At 54.7% G+C, this 7,750-nt stretch carries 6 protein-coding genes; 2 read left to right on the top strand and 4 right to left on the bottom strand.

The features are described 5' to 3' along the window. Nucleotides 1-930: 930 nt before the first annotated feature. The gene (locus ACR0IM_RS24240; RefSeq protein ID WP_480683460.1) at nt 931-1,674 is read left to right on the top strand and encodes a hypothetical protein; all 744 of its coding nucleotides are present in this window, start codon (nt 931-933) and stop codon (nt 1,672-1,674) included. A gap of 302 nt (nt 1,675-1,976) precedes the next feature. Further along, a complete protein-coding gene (locus ACR0IM_RS24235; RefSeq protein ID WP_480683459.1) occupies nt 1,977-2,978 on the top strand; it encodes a hypothetical protein in 1,002 nt (333 codons plus the stop codon). A gap of 67 nt (nt 2,979-3,045) precedes the next feature. Here the strand turns inward: ACR0IM_RS24235 and ACR0IM_RS24230 are convergent, their stop codons facing one another. The 4 genes from ACR0IM_RS24230 to ACR0IM_RS24215 are packed head-to-tail and all read right to left on the bottom strand — an operon-like array spanning nt 3,046 to nt 7,596. After that, the gene (locus ACR0IM_RS24230; protein WP_480683458.1) at nt 3,046-4,245 is read right to left on the bottom strand and encodes a polysaccharide pyruvyl transferase family protein; all 1,200 of its coding nucleotides are present in this window, start codon (nt 4,243-4,245) and stop codon (nt 3,046-3,048) included. Beyond that, nucleotides 4,242-5,075 (bottom strand): sulfotransferase family protein, encoded by an 834-nt coding sequence (locus ACR0IM_RS24225; protein ID WP_480597252.1) that lies wholly within the window; start codon nt 5,073-5,075, stop codon nt 4,242-4,244. Before ACR0IM_RS24225 ends, ACR0IM_RS24230 begins: the two co-directional genes overlap by 4 nt. Further along, complete coding sequence (locus ACR0IM_RS24220) at nt 5,072-6,403, bottom strand: lipopolysaccharide biosynthesis protein (RefSeq protein WP_480597256.1); 1,332 nt, start codon at nt 6,401-6,403, stop codon at nt 5,072-5,074. Before ACR0IM_RS24220 ends, ACR0IM_RS24225 begins: the two co-directional genes overlap by 4 nt. Nucleotides 6,404-6,417: 14 nt before the next feature. Further along, nucleotides 6,418-7,596 (bottom strand): glycosyltransferase, encoded by a 1,179-nt coding sequence (locus ACR0IM_RS24215; RefSeq protein WP_480683457.1) that lies wholly within the window; start codon nt 7,594-7,596, stop codon nt 6,418-6,420. Nucleotides 7,597-7,750 lie beyond the last annotated feature (154 nt).

Genomic DNA, 7,750 nt, shown 5'->3' with positions numbered 1-7,750 from the left:
TAAATTTATCCTGACTCTATAGAGCAACTGCTAATGCATCAAAGAAGCAATCAAACGGCGCCCCGGATAAACCCGCGACGAAACGTATTTACGATTTAAAACAAATTTTGGGTTAAAAACCCAAGTACTTGCACAATTGTTGCGCAGTTGCAGCGGTTCGTCGCCGGAGGTATACCACACACCTCGTCGACATACAATCGAAGGTTGAGTGTCGGAGATTATTGAGACTGAAACTGAGGTTAGATGAGCGAACCTCAAAAACCGTACTCTGTGCAGGAAAAGGTAGCCGTTGACCTTCGCACCGGAACGATTCGGTCTCGAACGATGATGCGCGAGCGGTCCAATCGACAAAGCTCGGGTCCTGTTGACTAAGACTTTGAATGCGACATTTTGTGAGATGGTCTTGAAACAGGCAGCTCCGACCCAACGAAAGCCATTGTTGAGAGGCACTGACCGGAAATGCCTGGTGGTTTTGAAGGTGGAGTCGATCTTCGATTTTGAGTCTTGTTGGTCCAGCCACGATTGGGCGCAGTGTGGGTCGTCGCAAAGCTTGGCGCCGTTTCAGTAAGTATCCCCCAGCATAACGTCTCTGACGGGGCAGGTATAATGTGTGAGGCCGCGGTTCGATCCGAACAGGCCGGACTGTCGGCTAATAAGAATTCAACGAATTTCGCAAAACATCTCGGCTGACCGAAAAATCGCGGGCGGCTTTCTTCCCCTTTTAGGCGTCCTTGCTTGGATGACTAAAGCATTACCGCACACAGAGGCGGTTCCGGGGGGGTCGGCACATCGGTGAGAGCGATTGAAACTAGTATCCAGATGGAGAACTGAGAACATGCCCCAAAAGCCAAACTCTTACCGGGTTGTCAGGCCCTGCACCGCTGAATGGATGGAACGCGCAGTCCTGGTAACGCAATGGGGTGAATCAGCATGATCGATCTTGGCCTTTCCACGACAACACTGGCAGTTCGAACCAAACATGGCGGCATAGGTGACCTTGGCCCGTTGTTGTGGTGCGACCCGTCAGACCTTTCCGCGCTGTTTCAGGACGCAGCGGGCACCGTGCCAGTAACGTCTGCGGGCGATCCCGTCCGACGTCTGAACAACAAGGGCACCCTGGGAGGTTTCTTTCTGGCGCCGAATACGGCAGCTGCGCCAACCTATCAGACCGACGGCACCCATCGCTGGCTGGAAAGCGACGGTGTGGATGACCTGCTGGAGTTTCAGGGCACCGTGCCGTTCTCGGTGGATTTATTCGAAGCCGTTGCCTTTCGGACGATCAGCATCAACCGTGCCTTTGCTCATATCATCAGCAACAACGGCGGACGGCGGCAACCGTTGATTTCGACGCCACAATCGCAGCCCTGGCGGGTGACGGTTGCTTTTGGTGGTGCACCGACCAATGTGGATGCGCCTGCGTCGCTGATCGGCGTTGATGTCGTGGTTACGGCAACGCATGACGCCGCCCAGAGGTCTGCCAATGTAAACGGGCAGATCGTTACCGGGAGTGGTGTCACGCTGGCGGATGACGGAACGGATCCTTACTTGCTGTTCGGTCCCAATGCCTCGAATATCCGCAACTATGGCAGCATTCACATGAACCGGGTTCCCAGCCCCGCGGAACAAGCACTGGTTCGCAAGTTCTACGCAAAGAAATCGGGCGGCACTGCCTGAGAAACAACATCTGCCGCGCAGCCTGGGTCACGCCTGACGCTCGGGTTCAGGTTGCGCACCGCAGCGCCTTGACCGTCATTGGGGGAGAGTTGTTACTCGACACCTAAATACGCAAAATCGGTCGGCGGCTCATCGACTGCTAACACCGCTGGACTAATGCCCTCTCGCTTTCATCCGGTAACTGGCCTATAGGGTGCGGGGCGAAAAAGCCGGGCATGTTCAATTGCATTTTTTTTCGTGTTGTCGAATGGACTTTAATCAACGACGACGAAGTAAACCAAAAAAGGTCAAAAGTCTGAATAATGGTCGAAGTTATTGCGGATCGGCGGGCAAACGAGAGAAACACGTACTTGATAATTGGTGCGGTTATCCTGTTTGTGGTCTTTAACTTCGCGTTTCAGGCTGCGTTCTTCACCTATGAAAGACGACCGGATGAGATCAAGGCAGTCGAATTTTTTGTAAACCTCCTGTCTTTCGAAAAAAACACCCGATTGAACCACGTATGGACCAGTGAAATCTGGACCAGATTGGTTTTGTTCGTATTCAATGTTGGGATAACCATTGTCCTGATTTATTTTAAGCTCATTGACAAAAAGACTGCTTTACTAGCGGCGATATGGCCGCTTTCAATCTTTCTTTTCTCGAAGATCTACTGGGAATTCTTTTACTTTCCTCTCTGCTTGATACGTCCCAACCTTTCTACAAGAGCCGAAGGGGCGGTGATGGCGCTACTGGCTGCATTGCTCTACGTGACCGGTGAGGCCAACCTCGGAGTTCTTTTGACTTTTCGGGCTGCTTTATTTCTGCAGAACGCAGGATTCAAAAGATCGGTGCCAATCGGCATTGTAGGGTTTGCAGTTTTTCTGGATGCAGCAATGAAAACCGGGGCTGCGTTTTCGTTTCCATGGATAGGCGGGCTGATACAACGGTTCGACTGGACGAGAAACGTTGCCAATCCGGATTACTCTCCATTGGAGAGCTTATCGGTGTTTTTCGCCAGCTTTCATTTCTTTAGTTTGCATACCGGAGCCTACTGGATAGACGCGTTGTTTTCGGTGGTCGTAGCCGTATTTTTATATTTCTCGCGTGAATTCAGGCAAAACCTAAAAGATCACCTTTGGCTGGTGGCCTGCTTCTTTTCGGTGTATTTTTTCTACACCCACGTCACATATGCCTTTCAGAACGCGCGATACTTCTTCTTTTTCATCCCGGTTTTGGCAACGCTCATACCCACGAAGTTGTTTCCGGGGTTGGCGGTTTTAGGTTTTTTCCATGTGCTATTCAGAAGCATGGAGTTTGTGTAGAGTATTTTTTCAACGCTTTTGGCCTCTGGTTAGTCAACCGGCCAATTGTTTGCCGACGTTATCGGTTTCAGCTTGCGACAGATAAGCCCTGAACAGCCAAACTGTTTAGCAATTGATGCGCACCAATTTGGATTACGGGTGTTTGCTGCGCAATCTCTGCGGTTTTTTGGGTCTGTTTCAGGCGTACGGCATGGTCTGCAATGCGTTCAGGCTTTTCGCTGAAACGCAACAGATTATCTGATTCACCCACAAGAGCGAAATAGCCGTCAACCTTGGAATCCCATCGAAAACCGATGGCAGGCGTTCCTACGGCATGGGCCGTTATGCAGGCGTGCAGACGGTGTGAAACGACCATATCCATTGCCTGGATCGCCGCAACCAAGTCCCGCGGAGTTTGCGGCCTTGGCAGACGGGATATTCCCTGCCGGGAGGGAAGAGATTGCCAGACTGCGTCAAGCATCTCCTCGTCTTCGCCCGCGCCATTCGTGAACAGAGCGACGTTTTCATTGCGCTGCTGAAGCTCAGCCAGGATCGCCTGATACTGAGACAGGGACTGTCTGAAATTCAGCGCGTCCTGATCGGCGTGGGTTTTGATCGCGGCCGGATGGGCGATCCCGACACCGATGGCACCGACGGCGACTTCAGGGGCCTGAGGCAACTCCAGCTCACCGGCGGTCAGCGCCGGATCGGGAAAAACATGAATCTCAGGGAGGTCAATCCCAAGCGATTTGCAGTGGTGACGCAGATTGTCTGCAGACCCCTGATCGCGCACGGATACGAAACGCAGATTCGGAGAGGCAAGCAATACGGAGAAGAGATGCCTGCCGCGGGGTGACCAGGATTTTGCAACACCAACCGAATGGATCGCGATCGGCAGGCCGCGCTTTTCCGCTTCTTCAACGACACGGGCAATCTTGAGCGGGAAATTCAGGTTCGCATCCCCCAGCAGCTGCCCGCCACCGATCACCACGGCATCAGCATCTTGAAAACTCTCCGGGATCAGCGGCTCGAGGCTGGTGCGGATCTGCCGTTTGACCAACTGTTTTGCCAGTGCTTGCGACACGCTTTGCGGCAAGCAGGTCAGCAGAGACAGCAAAAAGGTGCGGGCACCCTTAGAAGGCGTTGCAAAGGTCCGGCGTCCGGCGAGATCCAGCCAGCGGATATCAACCCCACTGTCCTGATGGCGGAACTGCTCGGTCAAACAATCCGCGATCAGGCCGTCACCCAGATTCGGGCTGTGCATAACAGCGGCCAGAACAATTTTCATGCAACCTGCTCCGTTCCCATGAGTTCGGCCAGAATTGCCTGATCCGGCGCAAATCGTTCGGTCAACTCATTCAGTATCTCCGCATCAGGTTCAGCAGGCTTTTGCGCCGGGCTGGATGTGTACAGCGCGCGGGATACAAGCGGACTGCTTTTCACCTTTGACACCAGACTTGGCAACCCCAGGCGACGGAGTATCCAACCACCATTGCGCAATACCCCGACCAGCATTGCATTGCGGGCAGCTTGGGCTTCCAAAATGCGCTCTTCATAAGGGATCGTTTCCGCGAAGGGGATACCAAGGGCGTCGCTCATGGACCGGCCAAAACCCTTAGGATCCGTTCTGAGTTGCATAAAATCAAGGACATGCACCCGTTCAGCCCCAAGGTGATGCACCGCGTTTTTCACGTGTTTTCCAAACAGGGAATGCTCGATGATCTGCGGCTGCTGTACCACGGCGTCTTCGAAGCTGGCCGACGTCCGGCCAATTTTTTGCAGGTATTTCCAATGAGAGACACTGCGGGATACCGGCTCGCGCACAGTTACCAGAAATCGGCTGTCTTGCGGCAGATCGCGGGCAATGCGCTCCAGTGCTGGTTCGGAATAAAGATAGTCATGACAGATTTCACCGATCCGCGTGGCCTGAGGCTGTGCGGGAAACTGACGGCGATACCAGTCCGCGCCTTTGTCATAGAAACGGTCGAAATAGAAAATCTCTTTTGCGTTGGCCAACGCAACATCGGGATGCTGGTTCAGTATGTGCCAAATCCAGGTGGACCCGCACTTGTCGCCACCCAGATACAGAAAATTGACGGGTAGGGTGTTGTTGGTCACTGCCTGCGCTCCTTGGTCAACAAGGCCAGATTTACAAGGCCTGAGGAAATACCGATTTTTCTGAAAATGTAGATATATGCTGCGACGTTCAGAGCGATGAGGTTGCAACTGATGCACACTGCTGCGCCCATTGACCCCCATAGGGCGACGGCGACAGGCAAGGCCGCAAGAGAAAGACCGGTCGTAACAACCAGCATCACGAAGTGAACCCGCTCGTGCCCGGACATTTCCATGATCTGCGCCGTCGGACCCGCAAAAGCGCTGACCAGATAGCCGAGGCTGATCACGATGAGTTCTGGATGTGCCGTGGCATATCCCGGGCCGAACAGTTCCAGCACCTGATCGCCCCAAAGAACAAAAACCACGAAACTTGCCAATGTTGGCATCCCCAACATCAAGCTGATGCGGCGGCAGGTGCTTCGGGCGGCGTCAAAGTCCTGTTTACCCAGCTGTGCCGCAAGCAGCGGGGCGGCGACAATGTTGATCGCCATCAGGAATAACTCCAGAACCATGGCCGTACGCAAAGCGGCGAAAATCGCGCCGACAACGGCCGCTGGAAGAAGGCCGCCAACAATGACAATCGCTATATTCCGGCCAGACGCATTGACCACCGAGTTCCCCCACATTCCCCATGAGGCGGAAATCCATCGGCTCTTTTGGCTAAAATCGGCATCATCGGCTATCAGCCGCACCGGATTGGTCAGCGGCACCAGGAAGGACTGGGCCAGAAACAACCCGCCCAGAATACCCGACATCATCAACAACGTTGTGACCGGGTCGAGCGCAGGGGTCATACCTGATGCGGCCATCATGGCCAGGGCAATGACGGCCAGGCGAAACATGACGTCCCTGGGCAGCAGCGCGCACCAGACAGAGCCCGCAGCCCGTTGCGGGTTGGGCTGAAACTCGGCCAGAGCCAGAACGACGGTAAAGAGCGCGGTCGCCCAAAGCAGGGTTCGCTGACCTTCGAAAGCGGGCAGGATTGCCGCCACAAGCGCCAGCCCCAACGCAGCCGTCGCAGAGCCCAGCAGAACGATTCCGTAGCTGAACCGCACGACCGCTCGGGCTTTGGCTTCGTCGTGGTCGTGCAGGTAGAAAGAGGCAAAGCGCAAGACCACATTGCGCTGTCCGACAGTGCCGGCAACTGCGAGGATCGTGGCCAACGAGAAGGCAAAGCTGAACCGACCGAAACCGTCGTCACCAAGGCCGCGCGACAAGGCAACGAACATAACGAACGAAAGCCCGGCTGCCGCACATTTAATGAACAAAGCCGAAAGGCTTTTTAGAGCAAATCTCTTGCCGGACTTTGCGATGGTGCCTGTGTTCATGTCGCTCAAGGCCACTATGCGCTGCGCGCGTCTGTTACGGCCAGACCCAGTTCCTGTGCCACCAATTCTGCAATTTGCGCCTTGAAAACCTGCTGATCGAAACGGGCAGCGTGCGCCTGTATTTTCTTCGGAGAATTCACAAGTGCCACATCCGCTTCAAGCGTGTCGATCGCCGCGTTCAGAGCGTCGACGGTCTGTTCATGAAAATGCACACCGGACACGCCGGGCAAAACCGTGTCCAGGGCTCCGCCACGGCCGTAGGCCACGACCGGCCGCCCCGACGCCATAACCTCGACCGGAATGATCCCGAAGTCTTCTTCACCGGGAAACACCAGCGCTTTGCAGGTTGCGAATTGGTGTTTCAGTTCGGCAAAGGGAACCCGCCCCAGGAAAGTGATGTTGCTCCTGGCTTTTTGTTCCAACTCGGCGCGCATTTCCCCGTCGCCGACCATAACCAACTTGCGGCCCGAAGCGTTGAACGCATCCACCGCCAGATCAGCCCGTTTGTACGACACCATTTCACCGGCCAGCAGATAGTGGTCTCCTACGTCTTCGGAAATATTGAACTCGGCCACTTCGACAGGGGGGAAAACGACATCCGCATCCCGTCGGTAGTATTTTTCGATGCGCTGCGCGATGAAACCGGAATTTGCCACGAAACGATCGACCCTGGCGGCGCTGCTGACATCCCAGATCCGCATCCTGTGCGCCACGAAAGGCATTATGAGCTTTGCCAGACGTCCCGCAGACGCACGGTAGATATGATAGTGGTCCCAGATGTAGCGCATCGGTGAATGGCAATAGCAAAGATGCACGGCGTCGGGCCGGGGGATGATCCCCTTTGCGGGCCCGCTTTCGCTTGAAATGATCACGTCGAACTCGGTCATGTCGATCAGTTCGAGCGCAAGAGGCATCAATGGCAGATATTTCTGATAGTGCTTCCGAGCGCCGGGGAGCTTGGAGATAAACGTTTCGCGCACGTCCTGCTTGCGAATTTTGTCGCTGACCTTTTCCGGATCGTACACATGGGTGACAATGACCGCGTTCGGGAACAGGTCGAGCAGGCTTTCGACGACCTTTTCCCCACCCCGCATTCCGACAAACCAGTAGTGCACGATGGCGACCCGCAGGCCGGAAAAATCCATTTTGGAGTTTTCCATATTCTGCGAAACAAATTCGTTTACTTTAGTCATGGTAAATCCTTGAGACCTGCTGTGCACCCTTCCCAAAGGCGGCTATCGTCGATCAGCCTGCGATGTTCAGCCCTTTGCGCCTTGGCCTCGGGCGTAGACGTCCTCGTATCGGACGATGTCGTCCTCTCCGAGATAGGCGCCGGTCTGAACCTCG

This window comes from Ruegeria sp. BF6, assembly GCF_056538665.1.
The sequence above is the reverse complement of the archived record's forward strand: the minus strand, read 5'-3'. Positions and strand labels throughout refer to the sequence as shown.